This is a genomic window from Kitasatospora sp. NPDC004669 (assembly GCF_040609455.1).
Classification (GTDB): domain Bacteria; phylum Actinomycetota; class Actinomycetes; order Streptomycetales; family Streptomycetaceae; genus Kitasatospora.
Map to the genome: position 1 here is coordinate 101,509 of NZ_JBEXKB010000009.1, position 20,803 is coordinate 122,311.

At 74.9% G+C, this 20,803-nt stretch carries 19 protein-coding genes and 1 pseudogene; 5 read left to right on the plus strand and 15 right to left on the minus strand.

The genetic code is table 11. From position 1 onward, the window contains the following. Positions 1–192: 192 nt before the first annotated feature. The gene (locus ABZW30_RS10385; RefSeq protein WP_355670626.1) at positions 193–699 is read left to right on the plus strand and encodes an HAD domain-containing protein; all 507 of its coding nucleotides are present in this window, start codon (positions 193–195) and stop codon (positions 697–699) included. 157 nt (positions 700–856) lie between these two features. On the opposite strand, the gene ABZW30_RS10390 is transcribed toward ABZW30_RS10385, so the two are convergent. From ABZW30_RS10390 to ABZW30_RS10450, 13 genes are all read right to left on the minus strand, one after another. Then, a complete protein-coding gene (locus tag ABZW30_RS10390) occupies positions 857–4,819 on the minus strand; it encodes a LysM peptidoglycan-binding domain-containing protein (RefSeq protein ID WP_355670627.1) in 3,963 nt (1,320 codons plus the stop codon). Then, positions 4,819–5,280 carry a hypothetical protein gene (locus ABZW30_RS10395; protein ID WP_355670628.1) on the minus strand — a complete coding sequence of 154 codons (462 nt, stop codon included), beginning with the start codon at positions 5,278–5,280 and terminating at the stop codon, positions 4,819–4,821. The genes ABZW30_RS10390 and ABZW30_RS10395 overlap by 1 nt, the downstream gene beginning before the upstream one ends. 155 nt (positions 5,281–5,435) lie before the next feature. Continuing rightward, entirely contained in the window at positions 5,436–5,897 is a 462-nt protein-coding gene (locus ABZW30_RS10400; protein ID WP_355670629.1) for a TadE/TadG family type IV pilus assembly protein, read from the minus strand. Then, entirely contained in the window at positions 5,894–6,268 is a 375-nt protein-coding gene (locus tag ABZW30_RS10405; protein WP_355670630.1) for a TadE/TadG family type IV pilus assembly protein, read from the minus strand. Before ABZW30_RS10405 ends, ABZW30_RS10400 begins: the two co-directional genes overlap by 4 nt. Positions 6,269–6,303: 35 nt before the next feature. Continuing rightward, on the minus strand, positions 6,304–6,597 hold the full coding sequence (locus ABZW30_RS10410; protein WP_355670631.1) for a hypothetical protein: 294 nt from the start codon (positions 6,595–6,597) through the stop codon (positions 6,304–6,306). A 48-nt stretch (positions 6,598–6,645) separates the two neighbouring features. Beyond that, positions 6,646–7,524, minus strand: coding sequence for a hypothetical protein (locus tag ABZW30_RS10415; RefSeq protein WP_355670632.1), 879 nt, complete (start codon positions 7,522–7,524; stop codon positions 6,646–6,648). Then, complete coding sequence (locus tag ABZW30_RS10420; protein WP_355670719.1) at positions 7,521–8,480, minus strand: type II secretion system F family protein; 960 nt, start codon at positions 8,478–8,480, stop codon at positions 7,521–7,523. Before ABZW30_RS10420 ends, ABZW30_RS10415 begins: the two co-directional genes overlap by 4 nt. Then, positions 8,480–10,108, minus strand: coding sequence for a CpaF/VirB11 family protein (locus tag ABZW30_RS10425; protein ID WP_355670633.1), 1,629 nt, complete (start codon positions 10,106–10,108; stop codon positions 8,480–8,482). The genes ABZW30_RS10420 and ABZW30_RS10425 overlap by 1 nt, the downstream gene beginning before the upstream one ends. Beyond that, positions 10,098–11,375 carry a hypothetical protein gene (locus ABZW30_RS10430; RefSeq protein WP_355670634.1) on the minus strand — a complete coding sequence of 426 codons (1,278 nt, stop codon included), beginning with the start codon at positions 11,373–11,375 and terminating at the stop codon, positions 10,098–10,100. Before ABZW30_RS10430 ends, ABZW30_RS10425 begins: the two co-directional genes overlap by 11 nt. Next, a complete protein-coding gene (locus tag ABZW30_RS10435; RefSeq protein WP_355670635.1) occupies positions 11,375–12,262 on the minus strand; it encodes an SAF domain-containing protein in 888 nt (295 codons plus the stop codon). The genes ABZW30_RS10430 and ABZW30_RS10435 overlap by 1 nt, the downstream gene beginning before the upstream one ends. Positions 12,263–12,326: 64 nt before the next feature. Beyond that, positions 12,327–13,130, minus strand: coding sequence for a hypothetical protein (locus ABZW30_RS10440; RefSeq protein ID WP_355670636.1), 804 nt, complete (start codon positions 13,128–13,130; stop codon positions 12,327–12,329). A 128-nt stretch (positions 13,131–13,258) separates the two neighbouring features. Further along, positions 13,259–13,882, minus strand: a complete 624-nt coding sequence (locus tag ABZW30_RS10445) for a hypothetical protein (RefSeq protein WP_355670637.1) — start codon at positions 13,880–13,882, stop codon at positions 13,259–13,261. A gap of 137 nt (positions 13,883–14,019) precedes the next feature. After that, complete coding sequence (locus ABZW30_RS10450; RefSeq protein ID WP_355670638.1) at positions 14,020–14,871, minus strand: hypothetical protein; 852 nt, start codon at positions 14,869–14,871, stop codon at positions 14,020–14,022. A 141-nt stretch (positions 14,872–15,012) separates the two neighbouring features. Between ABZW30_RS10450 and ABZW30_RS10455 the strand changes: the two genes are divergently transcribed. From ABZW30_RS10455 to ABZW30_RS10465, 3 genes are all read left to right on the plus strand, one after another. Continuing rightward, entirely contained in the window at positions 15,013–15,471 is a 459-nt protein-coding gene (locus ABZW30_RS10455) for a pyridoxamine 5'-phosphate oxidase family protein (RefSeq protein ID WP_355670639.1), read from the plus strand. 126 nt (positions 15,472–15,597) lie between these two features. Next, on the plus strand, positions 15,598–16,050 hold the full coding sequence (locus ABZW30_RS10460; protein WP_355670640.1) for a MaoC family dehydratase: 453 nt from the start codon (positions 15,598–15,600) through the stop codon (positions 16,048–16,050). Between the two features lie 320 nt (positions 16,051–16,370). Continuing rightward, entirely contained in the window at positions 16,371–17,546 is a 1,176-nt protein-coding gene (locus ABZW30_RS10465; RefSeq protein ID WP_355670720.1) for an MBL fold metallo-hydrolase, read from the plus strand. A gap of 97 nt (positions 17,547–17,643) precedes the next feature. Here the strand turns inward: ABZW30_RS10465 and ABZW30_RS10470 are convergent, their stop codons facing one another. Together ABZW30_RS10470 and ABZW30_RS10475 are read right to left on the minus strand one after the other, a co-directional pair. Beyond that, the gene (locus ABZW30_RS10470; protein WP_355670641.1) at positions 17,644–19,008 is read right to left on the minus strand and encodes a DUF6493 family protein; all 1,365 of its coding nucleotides are present in this window, start codon (positions 19,006–19,008) and stop codon (positions 17,644–17,646) included. Positions 19,009–19,021: 13 nt separating this feature from the next. Beyond that, positions 19,022–19,693, minus strand: a pseudogene (locus tag ABZW30_RS10475) (SWIM zinc finger family protein); the annotation flags it as partial. Between the two features lie 125 nt (positions 19,694–19,818). Here ABZW30_RS10475 and ABZW30_RS10480 point away from each other — a divergent pair. Continuing rightward, positions 19,819–20,727, plus strand: a complete 909-nt coding sequence (locus tag ABZW30_RS10480; RefSeq protein ID WP_355670642.1) for an acyl-CoA thioesterase domain-containing protein — start codon at positions 19,819–19,821, stop codon at positions 20,725–20,727. The last annotated feature ends 76 nt before the right edge of the window (positions 20,728–20,803 follow it).

The window sequence follows — 20,803 nt, forward strand, 5'->3', positions numbered from 1 at the left end:
AACAGCTGTCGTCTCCGCCATCTTCTGGTCACCGCCCCGCCCCGCCGCTTCCGCGACGTCTGATGCCCTTGCCTGCGTGGTGCCTGCCACCACGTTCCGTGCGCGCCACCCTACGAGATCCCGGCACACCCGATCCAGGCCGGGTACCGATCGGCGCGCCACGCCGCCCGCAGTCCCCGCTACCGTGCCGTCATGACCGGCTCTGGCACGCCCCTGCTCTTCCTCGACGTCGACGGCCCTCTCATCCCGTTCGGCGCCCCGCCCCCGGGCGGCTACCCCACCTACCCGGGCCCGGGCCCGTACGACAACCCGCTGGTGGCCCGCGTCGACCCGGCGCTCGGTCGGCACCTGCTGGCCCTGCCCTGCGAGCTGGTCTGGGCCACCACCTGGCTGGAGGACGCCGACGACTGTCTCTCACCCCGGCTTGGCCTGCCACAACTACCCTTCGTGGATTGGCCGATGACGGACGACGAGGACGGCGGCCACGGCGGACCACCGCACTGGAAGACCCGCCCGCTGCTCGCCTGGGCGGCCGGCCGCCCGTTCGCCTGGGTGGACGACGAGATCGCCCCGGCCGACCGCCACTGGGTCGAGGCCCACTCCCCCGCCCCCGCACTGCTGCACCGCGTCGACCCCCAAGTCGGCCTCACCGACACCGACTTCGCCACCCTCGACAGCTGGCTCCGGGCAGTTTCCTGAACCGTGGGCGAACCATTGGTGGAGCGTCGGCGGGGATGGCGAAGGCGATGCGCCGGGAATCGCAGAGCGCGCAACGGAAAACAACGAGAACGCCGAACGCAAGGAGCGGGGGCCGACATGCCGGCCCCCGCTCAAGCCCGTCGCGTGGCCGACCGGTTCAGGAGCCGGCCAGCAGGTCGCGCAGCAGGGCTACCGTGTCGGAGTCCAGGTCGCGGCCGGTGCGGCGACTCAGGGCGTCGAGGCGGTTGACGGCACGCAGGAGTTGGTCGCGGGCGCCGGCCGAGGCGTAGGCGTAGAAGAGGTCCCGGTGCAGGAGTTCGACGTCCGGGGCGACGGCGAGGCCTCGGAAGACGGCGGCCTCGGCGCTGCGGTGGTCGCCGTACTGGAGCCGGCGGGCGGCCAGTTCGTGGGCGGTGTCGACGATGGCGGCGATCATGTCCTGGCGTTCGGCCTCGGCCCAGCCGTAGGAGGCGGGCGGGGCCTCGGCGAACGGTGCGCCGCGCACCAGGGCCAGGGCGTGGGCGAGGGCCGCGTCGGCCGTGGCGCTGGTGCTGCGCATGCCGCGCCGGTAGAGGCTGCGGAACTCGTCCCAGTCGCAGGTGACCGCCGGGGCGAAGGCGTAGCCGTCGGTGGGCTCGGTGGACAGGTAGGCGCGGCCCTCGGCGGAGGTACCGAACCAGCCGGCCAGGTCGGCGAGTTTGGCCGGGAGCGGGCTCTTGGCGTCGGCGGCGGTGGGGTGCGGGTCGAGGTGGGCGGCGCCGGGGTGCAGGTCGTGGTCGAGCGCGTGGTGGTCGGAGCCGGGGCGCAGCGCGAGGTAGACGGCGAGCTCGGTGAGCCGGGGCAGCGCGCCGGGTTCGACCGTGCCGATGGTGCCGGCCACGTCGACCGGGCCGAGCAGCCGGATCCGGGGGGCGTTGCGCGGCGTGTGCGCCTCCGGGGATCGCAGGATGGCGAGCAGGTCGTCGCTGTCGCTCCGGCCGGGGCTGGTCCGGGCGACCGGGGCGACGGCGGCCGGTCCGGGCTCGACCTCTGTTTCCACCCGCACCTCGGCTTCGTCCGGGCGCTCCGCGACCGAACCGGGCTCGGGCTCGGGCTCGGGCTCGGGCTCGGGACCAGGCTCCGGCTCGGGACCAGGCTCCGGCTCGGGACCGGGCTCCGGCCGGGACGGGATGCGCGGGTCGGTGCCGGTGGGCGCGGGCGCGCTCTGGTGCGTCGGGGCGGGCTCGGCGGACGGCTGCGGCACCACGGGCTGGACGGGCAGGACGACCACCGGGGCGTCCGCCGGCACCGCTTGCGCCGCCTCGGCCGCGTCCACAGCCGTGTCCAGGGCCGGGTCCGGGACCTGGTCCGCCGCTGGGGCCGGTTCGCCCGGCAGCCGCAGGTCTCGGGTGGTCTCGTCGGTGGCCTGCTCGGTCTCGGCGGCCGCCTGGCGCCCCTGCCCGTTGACGGCGAACCGCGCCGGGCCGGCCGGCGTGGGGACGGGGGCCGGGGCGGGGGCGGGCGTCACCGGGTCGGTGCCCGCGAACGGGCTCGCGCCGGTGCCGATGACCCGGGCCAGCAGCCGGGGTCCGGCGGCGGTGTCCGCGTCCGCCTCCGCCTCGGCCTCCTCGGCCGGAGCGCCGACCACGGCCAGCACCGGTACGGCGGGCGGCAGTTCGGCGGTGTCCGGGTCCTCGTCCGGACCCGGGTCGAGGCCGGGACCGTCCAGGGTCCAGGCGGGCGCCGGGTGCTGGGTGGTGTCGTCGGCGGCCCGGAGCAGTTCGGCGACCTGGTCGTACTGGTGGGCGTCGAGCCGCTGGAGTTCGACGGTCAGGTGCAGGCCGGGGATGGTGGCCTGGCCGGTGGCCGGCAGGGTCCAGCGGGCGACCGGGCCGGTGCCGCGCTCGGGGGCACGGGTGATGACGGCGACGCAGGTGCGCGGGCGGGCGTCCAGCAGCCGGCCCAGCTCGGCGGGGATGTCGCCGTCGGGCTGCTGGGCGCAGAGCACGATCTCCGGCACCCAGGACTCGTCCGCCTGGCCACGGCTGCGGGCCTCCCGCGGGCTGGCGGCCTCGGCGGCGATCAGGGTGGCACGGGCCTTGGCGGTGCGCGGGCCGAGCGCGGCCAGCGCGGCCTCCAGGGTGGGGTGGCGGTGGACGCGCTCGGCGGCCGGACCGCTGATCGACACCTCCTCGGCGAGGTCCACCAGGTGCAGGTGGAGCCGGTCGGCCAGCGGGCTGTGGACCAGTTCGACGGCGAGCGTGCGCAGCACGTCGCGGGCGTCGTCGGGGTGCCCGGAGAGGTGGAGCAGCCGGACGGCCTCCAGGTCGGCGAGGACCACCGAGCCGTCGGGCGAGGTGCCCAGGGTGACCAGCGCCGGGTAGGGCGCGGCGGTCTTGCGGGCCTGGGCGGCGCTGAGCAGGTCGCCGGACTCCTCGCCGCACCACCAGACGTTGGCGGCGTGCGCGGCGCGGAACGGTGCGATCGGCGTGGCCGGGCCGGACAGGTGCAGCTCGATGGTGTGGCCGGGGGTGATCCGGGCCGCGACGATGGCCGGCAGGCGCTTGCCACCGCGCACGGTGTTGCGGGCCAGGGTGCGCAGGGCGCGGTCCAGCAGTTCGAGCCCGGCCTGGTCCTGGCGGACCATCAGCTCGTTCTCGAAGGCGGCGGCCCCGGCGGCGGGCAGCGCGATGCGGTGCCGGGGGCGGCGGGCGCGCAGCTGGGTGCCGCGCTTGTAGGCGACGGTGCCGACCATCATGGCGGCGAGCAGGACGCCGACGGTGGAGGCGGCCAGGGCGACGGTGTAGTCGCCGTCGGACGCCGGGTCGGCGTGCCCGGCGGGGGCGGGCGCGGGCGTGTGGGCGGGCGTCGACGCCGGCGCCGGGGCGGCCTGAGTGGGCGCGGGGGCCGGTGCCTGGGTGGCCGGGGCCTGACCGGGGGCGGGCGTCGGTGACTGTTCCGGGGCTGGGGCCGGGGCCGGGGCTGGAGCGGGCGTCCGGGCGGCCGGGACGGCCGCCCCCGGCACCGTGAGCACCATCCCCGGCTCCAGCACGTCCGGGTCGGTCAGCCGCTCCCCGTCCGGCGCCTGCACCCCCTTGTTGGCGTCGAACAGCTTCGGCCAGGCCTCGCCGTCCCCCAACTCCCGCTGGGCGATGGCCGACAGGCTGTCCCCGGCCTGGACGGTCACGGTCTTCGGCCCGCCCGCACCCGGTTCCGTCCCGGTCTGTGGCGCCTGCGTCTGCCCGGAAGCGGGGACGGGGGCGGGGGCGGGTGCCTGCGCGGGCGCCTTCACCTCGTCCGGCTTGGCATCCGCCGGCATCAGCAGCTCCCACCCGGGCTGGATCGGCCGGTCCGCGTCGAAGCGGACACCCGAATCGTCCATCACCCGTCCGTCGTTGAGCTTGGCGATCTCCACCCACCGCTCACCCGAGCCCAGTTGGCGATCCGCGATGGACCACAGGCTGTCCGCGGGCCGGCTGTCCCGGACGGTGTACGTGGGGTGCTGCTCCGCCGCCGGGCTCAGCGCGGGCGCGGACTGGGCCGCGGGCAGCGCCGCCCGCTGCACACCGGGGGTCAACTGCGCCTGGGTGACCGGGTTGTGGGTCAGCTCGGGCACCGCGGCGAAGGCCGAGCCGGCCACCGGCAGCAGCGCGAGCACCGAGCCGACCAGCCCGGCGGCGAGCCGCTGGCTCCAGCCGAAGGCCGGGATCCGGCGGGCGATCCGGCCGCGCAGCTGGGCGGGGATCTCCAGCAGGACGGAGAGCGCGAAGCACGCCCAGGCCAGCCAGCCGACCACCACCAGCAGCCAGAGGAACAGCCGTCCGTCGTCCGGACCGGTGAGCGCCTCACCCACCCCGCCCGGGGCGACCTCGCCCATCGAGGCGACCGCGTGGGTGCCGTACAGCAGCAGCGCGGGGACGCCGAACAGCAGGGCGAGCAGGGCGACCAACGCGGCGAGCGCGGTGATCAGCGCGCCGCCACGGCCGCGTCCGGCCCGGTGCGCGCTTCGACTCCGATCCCTCGCGGTCCGGCTCCTCGCGGTTCGGCCCCTCGCGATTCGATCCTGGTCGTTCCCGGTCCCGGTCCGGCCGCTACGGGCCGGGGCGGTTCGGGCCTGGTCCTTGGCACGTGGCGCGGCCATCAGTCGGTCTCCGCTTTCTCGACTCCGTGGACGAGGGTCGCACTGCCCTTGCCCGTTACCTTCCGCTCCCCGAGGGCGCCCAGCAGGACCGGCCGGTAGTCGGCCTGCACGGTGACGGTGACGACCTTGCCGTCACCGGAGAACTCGACGACACCGGCGTGCAGCCCGTACAGCCCGAGGTAGGCGTCGGCGGCCTGCTTGACGTACGCCTGCTGCACCTTGAAGCCCTTGCCCTGCAGCACCGCCGCCTGGTCGAGCTGCTGCCCGCCGACCCGCGCGGCCTCCTGGGCGTAGGCGTCGGTGCGCTCGGCGACCCGCAGTCGGCCGCCGGCGTCGATCACCAGGGCGATGACGAGCACCAGATAGGCCGCGCAGATCGCCACGAAGAGGGCGACCGCGCCCCGGTCCGACCGGCGCCGACCGGCACGAAGGCCCCGTCGCAGGCCGCTCAGCACTCGCATCCTCTCCCCCCGATCCGCACGATGTCTCCCCACCGGCCCCCGCACCGGGCGCCACTCGGTGCCGTTGCGTCATCCCCCGAGCGCTCTCCGCTTGCGTCTCCCCCGCGGGGCCCGTCCCCAATCCCCCCGACCGTCCGTCGCGGCCGCCGCGGCCGTCATGTGCCCCGGTAACGGTCCACCACCGAGGTGAACTCCCCGACGAGGTGCTTCGTCACGGGCACGCCGGACGGTCCGCCGAGCAGATCGGCGAGTTCGACGTCGCACACCACGGTGACCCTGACGGTCGCGACCGGACCGTCCGGCAGGTCCAGCTCGCCCTTGTCCACCTGGACGTCGCCGTTCCGGCAGGAGACGCCCTGCTGGCGCAGTGTGGCGAAGGCGGAGTCCTTGGCCGGCGCGTCCATCCCCGCGACGCTGCGCTGCAGCGAGGCGGTCCGGGCCCCGGCGCGGGCGGCGGCCTCGACCGTGCCGGCCGCGGTCTGCACCCGGCCGGCGGCGATCGCCAGCAGGACCAGCCCGACCACGCCCGGCACCACGATCGCCGCCTCGATCGCGATCCCGCCGCGGTCCCGCCGACGCGGACGCCACCGCGGCCACCGCCGGCCGGCGCGGGTCACTTCGCCACCACCGGCGGGACGAAGCGCTCGCGCGGCGCCTCGGCGTACTGCCGGATCCTGGGCGCCGTGAGCCCGGGTATCAGCAGCGGGGGCGTCAGCTCCACGGTGACCCGGATCGTCTCGGGCGTGCTGTCGCCGGTCCGCACCTCGTACGCGTGCACGCCCTGGCGGTCCAGGAAGTCCCGGGCCTGCCGTTCGGCGGCCGCGTTCTTCACCTCGTCCGTCGCGTTCCCCTGTACCCGCCCGGCGTCCACGCCCTCACGGGCGGCGGTGAGCGCGACCTGTCGGTCGTACCACCACAGCGAGGCCTGGACGACGAGCAGCACGAGCAGCAGGACGACCGGGAAGACGACGGCGAGGCTGATGCTCATCGACCCCCGGTCGCCGCGGCGGCGAGGCAGGCGGATCACTTGGAGGCGCCACCCGCGCCGCCCGCGCCACCCGGCATGTTCGGGTCCTGCTCGACCTTGGTGACCACCTTGTCCTTCAGCAGGTACAGCGCGGTCGCCACGGCACCCGCGACGAACACCAAGGCGATGATGGCGAGGGCCAGTTCGATGCTGATGGCGCCCCGGTCGCCGCGCGCGCGGGCGGCCCGCAGCCGGCCCAGCCGGAGCGTGAACAACAGCAGGGCGAACTGCACGGGCAGCAGGACGGGCCGCAGCACCCGGCCGGCCAGCTGGGCGAGTCGTACGGTCATCGGGTTCTCCCGGGGTGTGGTGTGGTGTCAGCTGCTCGGGTGCAGGCATCAGTTGAGCATCTGGTGGAGCGCGGGAAAGACGATCAGGACGGTCATCAGCAGGGTCAGGGCGGCCCCGGGCGCGACCATCCGCTCGCTGTCGGCGTTGGCGCGGGCGAGGTCCTCGGCGAGCAGTTCGCCGCGCAGGCCCTTGGCGCGGGCCCGCAGGGTGTCGTACACGGCGGCGCCGTCGGTGCCGGACAGCCGCATGATGTCGGCCACGTCCTGGAGCGGGCTGAGGCCCAACTCCTCGGCCAGCGCGTCGAGTCCGGCCCAGGGCGGGAGGCGGTCGGTGGCGGCGCGCTCCAGCGCGTCGCGGATCCGGCGAAACACCACACCCTGTCCGACCGAGGCGGCGCGGCGCAGCGCCTCGGCGGGGCCGCAGTCGGCGGCCCGCTCCATGGCGACGAGTTCCAGGTAGGCGGCGATGCCGTGCAGGTACTCGGTGCGTGCCTCCTTGGCCTCGCCGCGCACGATCGCGTCCGGGACGAAGAACAGCAGCCCGGCCAGCAGCGGTCCGGCGACCAGCGGCAGGGCGAAGGGCAGGGCGACGTCCATCAGCACGACCATCGCGCCGAGGTAGGCGGGCAGCACCAGGCCGAGCGCGGCGAACAGCAGCTTGTGCACCATGAACCGGGCCGGGGTACGGCCGATCAGGGCGAGTTCGCGGCGCGGGATGGAGACCCCGCGCAGGGTGAGCGAGCGCTCGCCGATCCGGTCGTACCAGCGCGGCCGCTCGTCCGGGTCCTGCGGCCGGTCCGCCGGGGCTCGGTGCAGCCGGTCCAGCGCCTGGCGCAAGTCCGGCGGCGCGGGCCGCAGTTCGGCGATCAGCAGGGCGAGGCCGCCGGCCGCGGCGGCGCCCGCGAGCACGGACCAGGGGGAGATCACCGGGCCTCCCCGAGCTGCTCGACGGGCTCCTGCTCGGGGCCGGGCAGGCGGCGCCCGCCCTTGCTGCGCCGGTCCGGCGTGAGCAGCCGGGGCACCGGCGGATGCGAGGCCAGCGCCCGCATCCAGGCGATGATCGCGACGAACAGGGCGGCGACCACGGCGAGCACGGTCTGCCCGAGGAAGGTCCCGTAGGGGCGGGTGTACTCGGTGTTGAAGGAGCCGACCGTGACGACCAGCACGATGATGCCGACCAGCCAGCGGATGGTGGTGCGGTGCTTGGCCCGGTCGGCCTCGATGGCGCGGCGCTGGCGGACCTCCTCGCGCACCGAGTCGGCCATGTCGCAGAGCGTCCGGGCCAGGCCCGGTCCGCTGTCCCCGGCCCGCAGCACGAGGGCCGCGAGCACCTTGTCGGCGGTGGCGTCGGCCAGACTGTCGGCGAAGGCCCGCAGCGCCTCCTCGGGTCGCCAGCGGGCCTGCAATCGGGCGGCCAGCTCGCCGATCTCGTCCTCCAGGGCGGCGGGGGCGGTGCGGCGGCTGGTGACGATGGCCTGGTTGAGGCCGACGCCGAGCAGCAGCACGTCGGCGATCCGCTGGGTCCACTCGGACAGCGCCTCCAGGCGCTCGATCCGGTGGGTGTCCGGGCGGGTGGTGTCGAACAGCCAGGGCAGGCCGAAGACGGTCAACGGCACCAGCAGCGCGGTCAACGGGATGCCGGTGAACAGCCAGGCCGTCGGCGCTCCGGCGAGCGCCAGGGGCAGCTGGATCCGGCGCAGCCGCACCATCCGCAGCGAGGCCGCGCCGGGGGCGCCGTACCAGAAGACGTGGGCGCGGCCGGCCAGCGGGTTGTCCCGGCGGCCCGGCTCGCCCTCGTCGGCGGGCTCGCTGCCGCGGGCCCAGGCCACCAGGGCGACCAGGCCGCCCGCGACCGCCAGCCCGCACAGGGCGAACAGCAGCATCACCGCGCGCCACCGCCGATCCGCAGCTGCAACGGGGTGGCCCAGCCCCCGTACCGGGAGCCGAGCAGCGAGGCGTCGAAGCCCGCCCGGCGCAGGTCGTCCAGGCACTGCGGCGGGGTGTGCGGGACGGCGCGCGGCTCACCGAGGTCCGGCCGGGGGCCGAAGACGGTGTTCAGCGCGGGCCGGCCGCTCTCGCCGAGGCCGGTGACCTCCAGGACGTGCGAGACGAAGCGGTGCCGACGGCCGCCGACGGCGGTCTCGTCGACCATGGTGACGTGCACGATGAGGTCCAGGGCGTTGGCGGTGAGCCGGTAGGCGAGGGCGTCGGTCATGTGCGAGCCGTACTCCAGGCAGAGTTCGGCGATGCGGTCGACCACCATGTGCGGGCCGCGGGCGTGCAGGGTGCACATCGAGCCGCCCTCACCGTTGGTCATGACCCGCAGCATCGGGACGACCTCGCCGGAGCGGACCTCGCCGACGATGATCCGGGAGAGGGTCATGCGCAGCGCGGCCGGGATGAGGTCGCCGATCGTCAACTCCCCGGCCAGACGGCCGTCGACGCGCTCGCCGTTGCCCTCGCGGGCCTCCATCGGGACGACCTGGCGCAGGTGGCCGAGGGTGTGCAGCCAGAGCTCGAACTCCGACTCCAGGGTGCCGATCCGCTCGTCCGGCGGGATCTCGGCGGCCATCGCGCGCAGCAGGCTGGTCTTGCCGACGCCCTGGGTGCCGGTGATCATCACGTTCTTCCGGGCCCGGATCGCGGCGGCCAGGAAAGCGGCCAAGGTTCCGTCCAGGGTGCCGAGTTCGACCATCTCCGGCAGCGTCGCCGAGGCCACCCGGTGGCGGCGGATCGCCACGTACGGGCGGGGCGTCACCTCGGTGAGCGCCTGCAGGCGCATGCCGCCCTCCAGGCGCAGGGCGAGCGTCGGGCTGGCGGTGGACAGGCTGCGCTCGCCGCCGCCGTGCTGGCGGGCCAAGTCCTGGAGCAGCTCGATGAGTTCGGCGTCGCTGTCGGCCACCGGCGGGACCTGGCGCAGGGGTTGGTGCACCTTGGAGACCCAGACGTCGTCACAGCCGTTGATCAGGATGTTCTCGATCTCCGGGTCGTCCAGGTAGGGCTGGAGCCGGCCGGCCCGGAACAGCAGGTCGAAGACGGCCTCGGCGAGGGCGCGGTCCTGCTCCCGGGTGGGCGGGATGCCGTGGGTCTGGGCGTAGGCGTCGGACCAGCGGGCGACCGCCTCCTCGATCAGCGCGCGGCCGCGCTGGCGGCGGGTGGCACGGTCCGGCTCGGAACCGGAGCCGGCGGTCAACCGGCTGATCTGCTGGTGTAGTTCGGCGGCGACCTGTCGCTTGAGTTCGCGTGCGACCTGCGGGTCGACGGCCGGGCGGGTGGCGGCGCCGCGCAGGTCCAGCGAGGGCAGTTGGGAGGGTACGGCGGTGGGCCCGGCCGCACCGCCGTGGGCGGAGGCGACGGGCTGGGGCGCGACCGGGCCGGGCTGGTACGCCTGCGCGGGCCGAGGCGGCGCGGGTGCCGGCGTGGACATGGGTGCGGACGTGGGCGCGGGTGTCGGCCAGGGCAGGGCGGCCGGGTCGGCCGTCGGGTGCTGGTGCAGGGGGCTACCGCGCACGGAGCACCTCCCCGGGGCTGTACGGGTACGGCCGGCCGTCGATCTGGCGCTCCGTCACCATTGGTTGCTGAAGCGGGTACTGCCCATCCTCGTCGGCCGGTCGCGGCGCCTGGGCGTGCGACTGGACATGCGCCGGGAACGGCGCCGGGGCGGCCGGCTGCGGCGCCAGCCCGGCCAGCGGTGCGACCGGTCCGGTGGTGATCAGCGGCGGGGCGTACGAGGGCTGCTCACCCTCGACGGGGCCGTAGGCAGGTTCCGCGTAGGGCTGCGATCCTAACGGCGGCTGTCCGTAGGGCGGTTGTCCGTACGGCTGCTGCCCGTACGGGGCCGGGGCGGCCATCGGCGGCAGCGGTGCCACCGGCCCCGGGACGGGAACCGGCGCCGGGGCCGGCACAGGCACGGTGGGCGCGGCCGGGGCGGGCGCGGCCGGCGGGTTCGGCGCCGTGAGCTGGGCGGGCGCGGGCGTCGGCGCGGCGTTCGGGGCGAGCCGCTGGCGCCGTCGGCGGACCAGCAGCTGCAGCTCGTCGGCCGCCGAACGGGCCGTGCGCATCAGCTCCGAGCGGATGAACCGCCGGTCGGTGGTGTCCCCGCCGTCGGAGAGCACCCGCGCGGTACGGGCGGCGTGCGGCAACACCCCGAGCACCGGCAGGCCGAACTCCCGGGACACCTCCGCCCCCGGGTACGGCCCCTCGGCGACCAGCAGCAGCCCGAGCGCGTCCGCCCCGGTCCCGCCGGCGGTCAGGTCCTCGGCGAGGGCGGCGAGCCGGGGGCGGGCCGCGCTCAGCCCGCGCAGCGTGGTGCGCACCGTCGCCGCCACCACGTCCGCGCGACGGGCCAGCACCGCGCTCGCCCCGGTGGCGCCGGAGCGGCCGAGGTCCAGGATGACGTCGTAGCCCTGCTGCTCGATGCCGTGCAGCAGGTCGACGAGCGGCTCCCAGGTGTAGGCGAGGCCGGGCGCCTGGGCCGGGTCGGTCAGGCCGGGCAGCAGCAGCCGCTCGGCGTTGCCCTCGGGAGAGAGGTCGATCAGCTGCTCCCAGATGGTCTGGGCGAGCAGCCCGCGTCGGTCGGCGACGGCGAGATTGCGCAGGCCGTACACCGCGTCGACCCGGCCCTCCAGGGCGCCCGCGAGCACCGCGCCGCCGTCCGGGTCGGCCTCGACCAGCAGGATCCGTCGGCCGGGTTGCAGCGGCCAGGCCAGCAGCAGCGCCAGCGCGGTCGTGGTCGCGCCCGGCGCGCCCGGACCGCCGACCACCGCGATCACCGCCATCAGGCGCCACCCGTCCCGGCCGGGGCACCCGTTCCGGCCGGGGTGGCGGGCGCGGTGGCCGCGCCAGTGGCCGCGCCGGCGGCCGCACCGGTGGCCGCACCGGTGGCCGCACCGGTGGCCGCACCGGTGGGTGCCGCCGACGGGGAGGCCGGGGAACCGGCCCCGGCACCGCCCGGGGCGGCGCGCGGCGCCAGCAGTACCTGGATCCGCCCGCTCGCCACCCACTGCGCCAGCCGGGGCCCGTCCGCCGCGCCGACCGCCACGTCGATCACCTGGCTGCCGTCGGTGTCCACCCGGCCGACCGTGATGACCGTCGCCGGCAGTGAGTCGGCCCGGCCGTTGTCGGGGGTGTCGACCACGACGATCTGCACCCCGGGCTGGAGCCGGCTGGCGGGCAGCTGGGTGCGCTTGGCCGACACCCCGACCACGATCTGCCCCGGCTGCACCGACAGGCCCTGCGCCAGGTCCGAACCGGTCAGCATGGAACCGCGCTTGAGGTCGGTGGCGGCCCGCATGCCGACCGCCTTGGCCCGATCCTGGGCCGACACCGGCCGCAGCGCCGGATCGCCCGCGATCCGGGCCACCACCAGGTCGTCCTCGGTGATCACCTGCCCCCAGGGCACGTCCCGGGCCAGCGCCAGAACCGCGACCCGCTGCCCGGTGCTGTTGTAGAGGGCGGCGCCGCCCAGCCCGCCGGCCGCGATCAGCGCGACCGCCATCGCCAGCACCGCCGGGCGCCGCCGCCGGGCCCGCATGGTCCGTCCGGGCGCGTGCGGCGCGGCACGGCCGCGGCCGCTGCCCCGCTCCTGCTGCTCCGGGGGCGCCACGGACACCGCGGCGCCGGCGGGTGTGCCGGATCCCGGCGTCGCGAATGTACGGTTCTCCACCGGGTTCCGCCCTTCCTTGTCGTGGTTGCGCCTCGTCGCTCTTCGAACGGGCGCCGGAGCGAGATCAGTTGAGGACCTGGACCTCGGCGACCTTGAGCGTGAAGTCCGTCGCCCGGGGCATCGGCAGGTCGAAGGTCTGCGCATTCGGCCCGGTGATCACCACATGGGCCTGCCAGTGCGCGGTGACCGTGCCGGTGAAGACACCGCCCTGTCGGGTGCCCGAACCGACCGAGAACTCGTAGCCGCAGTCAGGGGACGTGGCCGCGCCGTACTTCGGGTCGTACGGCGTGCCCGCCGTGGCGCAGTCCACCGACATGCCCGGGCCGAACTCCCAGGTCATGCCATCCAGTCGGGCGGTGACGGTGACCGAGACACCCGGAAGGACCAGCGGGTCGGCGTGGGGTGCCGCCATGCCGTCCGCCCACAGCCAGACCGGAGCCTTCACCACGGCCGTGTCCTTGGGGGCGACGCCCGCCACCGGCGCCGGAAAGGCCATCCGGCCGGCGATCAGCTTCCCTTGGACCACCGGGTCGATCACCTGTTTCGCGCCCGCCGCGTTGGCCTGGAACACGGTCGCCAGACCGCCCTGTCCGCCGTTGGTCTGCGGGCAGACCTGCGAGTAGACGGACCCCTCGGACGGCTTGTGCCCCTCCCACGCCGAATCTCCCTCGGCCGGCTGCTTGTCCAGGGGACGGTAGTAACAGCCGTCGCCGTCGTTGAAGTAACCGCGCTCCGGGTCGTAACAGGCCCAGGAGACACTGTGGTAGCTGCAGACTTGGGGCCCGCTGCTCCCGCTGTCGCCGGAACTTCCCTGCGAGGGGCTGGGAGCCGGGGTGTTCCCGCCAGTTCCGGCGTGCGAGCAGATCACGCTCGGGGAGCATTGTTCGGCTCCGGCATCCGGTGGTTCGTCCGCCGTCGCCGTTGCCGCCGAGGACAACAACAACCCGGCGGACAACGACGCGACGAACGCGAACCGCCGGGCCGGTTTCCGCGAGTTCAGCATGTCCGGTCCACCTCCCGCTTGAAGTCGTAGATCAGCCAATGCGCTTGGAACCAGCGCAGGGACACGGTCGCGACATAGCGGTTCAGTCGGTCGGCCGGTTCCTTCGCCGCACGGGTGACGGCATCGACACGATGCCAGTCGGACAGGTCGACGCAGTCCTCGATCACGGCGGTCCGCGGATCGGCTTTCAGGTCAATGGCCTTGACCACGGCCGAATTCCTCGGTGTTCCGGTCATCACCAGTTTGGCGTCGTGCAGTTGACGGAGGCCGACCAGGGTGTCGGTCAGGGCACGTCCGGAGGAGTACGCCTCCAGCGCGGTGCCGTCCGAATCCGTACGCCCGAAAGCCTCGGCCTGCGCCTGCCACCAGTTCTGATATGTGTTCACCGCCAACCGCCCCATCGCCCCTTCCGGGCCGTCGGTCGGCGCGATCGTGGCGTTTACCGAACCACCCGAAGGAGTTAACGGATTCACTCCCGCAACAGTGGGCGCGGCCGAACCGAGACGATCGACGGAACCGTCCGCACCACCGCTCGCACAAGCGCCGAGCAGCAACACCAGAACCGCCCCACCAACCCCAACCACCCCAGGGCGCAACACATTTCCGCGCTGCCGCATCGCCCCACCTCGTCGCGACCGAGCCGATCCGTGATCCACGGCCGCCAGAAGATTTACTTCGTCCCGCCGGTGTTTCCGCTGGGCATCGATTCTTCGCCAACCCACCCCATCACGGCAACACCTCAGGCCCCCTGACCTTACGTGGAAGGCGGGTCCGTCGGGGCACTTTCCCGCCACAGGACGGCCAACAGTTCTTCGGAAAGCGACAATCCGGCCAATGCGCCCCGAACCGCGGCCCGATTGCGCATCAACAGGCGCCCGCCGTGCGGCGGAACGAGCAGGCGCGCGCCCGGCGCACCCGAACTACCGGCCGACTCTCCCCCGTCCAGCAACCCGGCGACGGCGGGCTGGAGGTCCAGCGGGGCGACGGCCGCGGGGGCACCCGGGACGCCGTGGCGCAGGACGGTGGTGAGTGCCCGGCTGAACGAGCCCTCGCCGCCCGGCAGTACGGCGTCCCGGCCGCGTCTGCCCGGGGTGAAGCGGCCGATCCGGCCCCACAACGGAACCCGGGAGTAGCTGAGCAGTTCGCCCGCGCTGTCCTCGCCGCCGCGCTCCAGCGCCGTCCAGGTGTCGCGGTCGGCCACCGCGTCGACCAGCAGCAGCGCCTCCTCCTGATCGCCGTGCACCATCGCGCTGACCACCCAGTCCCAGGCCAGGCCGCGCCGGTAGGCGTTGTCGGGGGTGCTGCCTCCGGTGACCAGGGCGAGCCTGCGGCCGCGGGGGTCGGCGACCAGCTGGCCGACCAGGCAGACCACCAGCCAGCGGCCGCGGTGCTGGGCGGCGCCCCGGACGGCGGTGAGCATCGCGTTGGCGTCCGCGTCCGGTGCCGTACGGGTGACGCGACAGCCGGCCGCGCCGGTGTCGAAGCACATCCCGGGCAGCACCTCGGCCAGCAGCCGGGCGCCGTCCGGCGCGAGCGCCGACCCCCCGTACGCCCGGTCCGGCCCCCCGTCCGCCCCGATCACCACCAGATCGACCCCGCCGGCCATCCGTCCGCCCCCTCCTCCACCATTCCTCCACCCGCCGGGCAGGCTACCGCTCCGGGCGGCCGCCGACAGGGCTCACGGCCCGTCCGCCCAGGGACCATGGGCCCTATCGACGCGCGTACCGACCGGAGGACGATCGGACGCATGGAGCGTGAGGACCGTGTGGAGACCCTGAGCGAGGCCGAGTGCCTGCGGCTGCTCAGCACCGTGCCCGTCGGGCGCGTGGTGTACACCGAGCACGCACTGCCGGCCGTCCTGCCGGTCTCATTCGAGGTCCTGGACGGGCGGCTGGTGCTCGCCGTGCGCCGGGGAAGTGCCACCGCGCGCGGGCTTGACGGCACGGTGGTGGCCTTCCAGACCGATCTGCTGGACCCGGTCACCCGCACCGGGTGGAGCGTGCTGGTGCACGGGCGGGCGGACGCGGTAAGAGACCCCGACCAGGTGCGGCGGGTGCTGCGCTCCGGGCTGCGGCCGTGGGTGGGGGATCCGGAGCCGCTGTTCATCGCGCTGGTGCCGGAGCTGGTCAGCGGGCGGCGGCTGTTCCCGACCGGCCAGGGCTCGCCGGGACCGGGCCCGCTGGGGCACGCGGCGCTGCGGCCCTGACCCGCTGCCGCCCTGCCGCCCTGAGCTTCCCTTTTCCCCGTCCGCTCCTGACAGATAGCAAGGGGTAGGCATACGCTTCCGGCGTCCTGGCCCCTCGCCGGGCCCGTCCCCCTCCAGGAGCGCACCGTGACGACCTTCGCCTCCCTCGCCGAGCTGACCGCCGCCGTCGGCACCGAACTGGGCACCAGCGAGTGGCACACCATCGACCAGCGGCAGATCGACCTGTTCGCCGAGGCGACCGGGGACCACCAGTGGATCCACGTGGACCCGGAGCGGGCGAAGGAGAGCCGGTTCGGCTCGACCATCGCGCACGGCTATCTGACCCAGTCGATGATCCCGGTGCTGGCCAAGGAGTGCTACAGCGTCGAGGGCGTGCGGATGGCGCTGAACTACGGCTCGGACAAGGTGCGTTTCCCGGCCCCGGTGCCGGTGGGCACGGCGATCCGGGCCACCGCCGAACTGGTCTCGGCCACCGAGGTGCCGGGCGGGGTCCAGGCGGTGGTCCGGTTCACCGTCACGAGCGAGCAGAGCGCCAAGCCGCACTGCGTCGCGGAGGCGATCACCCGCTTCTACGCGTAGCGCCGACCGGTACGTGTAGCGCCGACTTCCACGCGAAGCGCGGATCCGGGTTCCGACCCGCGCCGGGTACGCCGATTGGACCGTGCCGGACTCTCCACCGAGTCCGGACGGCCCACGGCGAGTAGTCTCCGACGAGATGGTTGTCGTACCACAGGGGCCCATCTGCCCCAAGGGTGCGCGTCCGGGCATGCCCGGTAGCCGTGACCGTCCCTGGAGGAGCCGTGCCCCGCCCCGTCCCGTGGTTCTCCCGTCTCGCCGGTCTGGTCTCACAGCTCGCCCCGCCGTCCGCCGGACCGGCCGCCGACCGCGCAGTCCCCGGACTGGCCGGACTCCCCCGAGCGGCCTGGCACCGGGTCCGGGCCGACGCCTTCGGGGCCGACCCCCGGGGCGAGCGGCTGGCCCGGATCCGCCGCTCGCCCCAGTTCGTCGACGGCGCCTTCCGCAACCCGGTGCCGACCCGCCGCCTGGTGTACGAACGGAGCCCGCTGGAGATCACCCGTGCTCAGCTGGGCGGGGACAAGACCCGCCGATCGCCGGCCGCCGCCGTGCCGGTGCACCGACTGCTGCCGGTCGACCTGGCCGCGCCGCCGGAGTCCGGGCTGCGGCTCACCTGGCTCGGGCACGCCACCGTGCTCGCCGAGATCGGTGGCCGGCGCGTGCTGATCGACCCGGTCTGGGGCGAGCGCTGCTCCCCGTTCGCCTGGACCGGGCCCAAGCGGCTGCACCCGGTACCCCTGCCGCTGTCCGAACTCGGGCCGGTGGACGTGGTGGTGGTCTCGCACGACCACTACGACCACCTGGACATGGCCACCGTTCGGGCCCTGATCGGCGGCGACGCGGTGTTCGCCGTACCGCTCGGGGTCGGGGCGCACCTGGAGCACTGGGGGGTGCCGGTCGGACGGATCGTCGAACTGGACTGGTGGGAGTCCGCCGAGGTCGCCGGGCTGACCCTGACCGCCACGCCCGCCCGGCACTACTGCAGCCGCGGGCCGCGCACCAGCACGCTGTTCCTGTGGTCGTCCTGGGTGGTTGCGGGTGGCGGGCACCGGATCTTCCACAGCGGGGACACCGGGTACTTCCCCGGCTTCGCGGAGATCGGGCGTCGACTCGGACCGTTCGACGCGACGATGATGCAGGTCGGCGCGTACAGCGCGTTCTGGCCCGAGGTGCACATGACTCCCGAGGAGGGCGTCCGGGCACACCTGGACCTGGGCGGCGAGCTGCTGCTGCCGATCCACTGGTGCACCTTCAACCTGGCGGCCCACCCGTGGGAGGAGCCCGCCGAGCGCGTCGTCACCGCCGCCCAGGCGCTCGGCGCCCGCCTCGCGGTCCCCCGCCCCGGCAAGCCCTTCGAGCCCGTCGACCCGCCGGCGCTGCGGCTCTGGTGGCGCGCGGTGACGGCCATGCCGCGCGGCATCGAGCCGCTGGTCGCCGAGACGGCGGTGCGCGAACAGGTAACAGATTTCAGCGAACAGATTTCGAAATCCGTTCGCTGAACACTGTTCGCTGAAATCTGTTCGCTGAACGCTGTCATCTGAACGCTGTCGCCTGAAAGTCGTCAGCCGTGGGCCCCCACCCGGCCCCGCCGCCCGCTCACCCCGCGAGCACGTCCCGCAGCGCCCGGGCCTCCTTCACCACCCGACCCGACCCGCCCCGCTCCGCCATCGCCGTCACCTCGGCCATCGGCCCCCGCGCCCGGGTGCGCCGGGCGCACTCCGTGGCCAGGGCGAGCAAGTCGCCCAGCCCCCGTACGGACGAATCCGCCGCCCCCAGCAGACCCGGCAGCGCCGCCCCGAGCACCGACCACACCGTCCCGCCGACACCGGTCTCCGCCGCCAGGCCGAGCGCCGCCACCAGCCGGGTCGGCTTGACCGTGCCGCGCGCCATCAGCTCACCCAGCTCCCGCCCGAGCAACGCGCCGTCCAGGTCCCCGCGCGCGGCGAGCACCAGCAACGCGTCGACGGCACCGGTCCGGTCCTCGGCGTGCCGGGCGCCCAGGCCGTACGCCACCGCCAGGTGCAGCGCGAGCCCGGCCGGCCCGCCGGACTCGGCGAGCAGCAGTAGGTACCGCCCGGCCCCGCGCTCGTCCCGGTCCGCGCCCATGGCGAAGTGATCGAGCCAGCGCGCGGCCAGCTCCTCCCGGTGCCAGGGCAGCATCGCGATCCAGTGCGGGATCGGCCGCCAGGCCCAGTCGTACACCTTGCGGGCCCGGGACACGCTGGGCTCGGTGCCGTCCATCAGCTCCTGGAACTCGGGGGCGAGCCGCTCGCCGTCCGGCCCCTCCGGCCCGGCGCCGATGCCCGGCTGGGCAACGGCGATCCGCTGGACGTCCTCCCACCACCGGTCCATGTAGACGTGCCCGCGCTTCGAGCCCCGCCCGGGCGCGAACACCACCCGCTCGGACGGCTGCCCGGGCAGGCCGCCGGTGCGCAGCCAGTGGGCCAGCCACCGCCCGGCCCGCGAGGTCAGCCCCTCGGCGGCCCGCAGCACCTCAGGGGCCGCGTCGGGCCCGACCCGCAGCAGGGCCGCGCTCAGGTCGACCCGGCCCGGGGTGATGCCCGCCGCCTCGTACCCGGCGATGCGCTCGACCAGCACGGCCGCCGCGACCGCGCCGGTGGCGTCCGTCGGGGTGGCGAGCAGGTGCGGCGACCGGTTCGCCGTGATCTGCCAGGCGGCCTCCTCCAGTCGGGCGGCGAGCACGGCGCCGTGCACCGTGGTCTGCGCACCGCGCAGTGGCGAGCGGCCCTGCCCGCTGAGGTAGTCCCAGAGCCGGCGCGGCGGCGTTTCCCCCGCCACCGCCGCCACCACGTAGAGCACGTCGTGGGGCCTGCAGTCCCCCCAGTGGCCGGTGCCGCGCCATGGGTTCGTCCGGCGGACCGGCTCCAGCGCCTCCAGCAGTGCCGCCCGGTCCCGGTGGGCCTGTCGGACCAGTCCGTCCAGCGCCCGCTCGAAGACCACGACCCCGGACTCTGGGCCGCAGCGCCCGCCCGGCCGGGACGACCCAGCCCACGGTGCTGCGTCCGCCGCGCGGCAGCGAGCGCAGGAAGCGCACCGCCTCGGCGGCGGGCAGTTCGGCGCGCAGGTCGAATCCGGCGGCGACCACCTGGGTCTCGGCGAAGCCGCGCAGCCAGCGCTCCGGCAGCGGCACCTTCTTCTCCACCAGCGGGCCGTCGAAGCTGGTGACCTCCAGCGCGTCCGGCCCGACCGCGAGGTGCAGCGGGTCCGCCGGGCCGATCCTGGTCAGCGCCTCGCGGAGCGGGTTGTTGACGTCCACGTTGGTGGTGCCGTGCCCGATCTCGTCACCGTCCAGCCCGGCCTGGAGCACGTCGAGCCGGGCGTAGACGCCGCAGCAGCCGGAGAAGGACTCGAAGCGCAGCCGGTCCCCGTTGGCGGTGACGACCGGGTCGAGCGAGGCGCGCAGCCGGGACTGGTAGTAGCGGGCGGCGGCGACGTCCGCGACGGCGAGCAGCGCGGCTGCGGCCGAGGCCGGAGCGGCCAGGAAACCCGCGAAGAAGCGCGGGTTGGCCGCCGCCCCGAGCGGGGTGGCGCCGCCGGAGGTGGCCAGGTCGAGGCTTCGGCCGTCGGTGCCGTCCAGGACGGCCGACGGGCGCAGATAGGCGTACGCGTGTGCGGATTGCGTCATACGGAGCACGCTAGGTGACCGGCCTGACAGTCCATCGGGCCGACATCGAAATGAAACGCGTTCTACAGACGTGAGTGTTACCCAGGACACACCACCGTACGGTTGGCTTCTGCCACTATGGGCCGGTGACCGACCTGACCGAACAGCAGATCCCGGCCGAGCAGGCGCCCCGCCCGGCCGCTCCGTTCGCCGAGTTGCTGGAGATCGAGCAGCTGGACGAGAACACGTTCCGGGGCTACTGCCACGCCGGGGCCCCGATGCGCGCCTTCGGCGGCCATGTCGCCGCCCAGGCCCTCGCCGCCGCCGGACGCACCTGCGAGGCCCTGCGCGCGGTGCACTCGCTGCACAGCTACTTCCTGCTGCCCGGCAACCCCACCCGGCCGATCACCTACGAGGTCGAGCGGCTGCGCGAGGGCGTCACCTACGCCACCCGCCGGGTCCGGGCGGTGCAGGACCGGAACGAGATCTTCAGCCTCACCGCCTCCTTCAAGCGCCCGGAGCCGACCGACGAGCGCCACCGCGGGATGCCGCCGGTGCCCGCCCCGGAGACGCTTGTCGACGCCTTCTCCCACTGGCCCGAGGAGTTGCGCGAGGCGGTCAGGAACTCGGACGGCTTCCGCGACCTCGAACTGCGTTTCGTGCCGCCGGACGCCCCGGGCGTGCCGCCGACCGTCCCGGGTATGCCGCAGCAGTTCGTCTGGCTGCGCACCGCCACCCCGTTCCCGGCCGGCGACCCACTGCTGCACGCCTGCGCGCTCACCTACCTGTCCGACCTCACCCTGGCCTCCACCGCCGGACTGCACGAGCAGCCGAACTTCTTCCAGCGCACCGAGCCGCCTCGGCTGCTGATGGCCTCGCTGGACCACGCGATGTGGTTCCACCGCCCGTTCCGGGCCGACGAATGGCTGCTGTTCGCCCAGCGCAGCCCGTCCGCCTCGGACGGCCGGGGCCTGTCGCTCGGCGAGTTCTACGACCGGGACGGCCGACTGGTGGCCTCGGCCGCCCAGGAGGCGCTGATCCGCAGGCTGCCGTAGCCGGCGGACGGCCCCGATCACCCCGGTGGCCGCCCGGCGAACGGAAGGGGGCCGGTCGGCGTCATACTCCTGAGCG

Coding starts and splice junctions, on each gene's coding strand:
- ABZW30_RS10450 (WP_355670638.1), bottom strand. CDS start 14,871: ATGGCCGGCGGGGTCGATCTGGTGGTGATCGGGGCGGACGGGGGGCCG.
- ABZW30_RS10455 (WP_355670639.1), top strand. CDS start 15,013: ATGGAGCGTGAGGACCGTGTGGAGACCCTGAGCGAGGCCGAGTGCCTG.
- ABZW30_RS10420 (WP_355670719.1), bottom strand. CDS start 8,480: ATGCTGCTGTTCGCCCTGTGCGGGCTGGCGGTCGCGGGCGGCCTGGTC.
- ABZW30_RS10430 (WP_355670634.1), bottom strand. CDS start 11,375: ATGGCGGTGATCGCGGTGGTCGGCGGTCCGGGCGCGCCGGGCGCGACC.
- ABZW30_RS10385 (WP_355670626.1), top strand. CDS start 193: ATGACCGGCTCTGGCACGCCCCTGCTCTTCCTCGACGTCGACGGCCCT.
- ABZW30_RS10410 (WP_355670631.1), bottom strand. CDS start 6,597: ATGACCGTACGACTCGCCCAGCTGGCCGGCCGGGTGCTGCGGCCCGTC.
- ABZW30_RS10445 (WP_355670637.1), bottom strand. CDS start 13,882: ATGCGGCAGCGCGGAAATGTGTTGCGCCCTGGGGTGGTTGGGGTTGGT.
- ABZW30_RS10390 (WP_355670627.1), bottom strand. CDS start 4,819: ATGGCCGCGCCACGTGCCAAGGACCAGGCCCGAACCGCCCCGGCCCGT.
- ABZW30_RS10395 (WP_355670628.1), bottom strand. CDS start 5,280: ATGCGAGTGCTGAGCGGCCTGCGACGGGGCCTTCGTGCCGGTCGGCGC.
- ABZW30_RS10405 (WP_355670630.1), bottom strand. CDS start 6,268: ATGAGCATCAGCCTCGCCGTCGTCTTCCCGGTCGTCCTGCTGCTCGTG.